The sequence below is a fragment of the Peribacillus sp. SIMBA_075 genome (assembly GCF_046534585.1).
Map to the genome: position 1 here is coordinate 1 of NZ_JAWRYN010000392.1, position 289 is coordinate 289.

1 pseudogene is annotated in these 289 nt (G+C 49.5%); it reads right to left on the reverse strand.

The annotated features are described in order from the left end of the window. Positions 1-289: pseudogene (locus SB775_RS28730) on the reverse strand (3-hydroxyacyl-CoA dehydrogenase); the annotation flags it as partial.

Sequence of the window (289 nt, forward strand, 5' to 3'; positions counted from 1 at the left end):
ATATTTTCAGCAGCCAGCACCATCGCTGCGTATCCTGTTTCCCCCATAACGGGCACCTTTTGCTTAAGCGGCGCACGATAACCCGCTTCATCAAGAGAAAGAACGAGTTGTTTCGCATCATGGCTTAAATGATCACCATTCATGCTGATCCGGTCATTCACGCGGAGCATCTTCATATCACGCGCTTCCTCTGCTGATGTAGATACCTTTGCCATCGCAATGGCTTCAAAGGTTTGCAGCGTAGCATCTTGTATCGCAGTTGCAGAAGGCTTTCCCGCTCCTTGCAGAT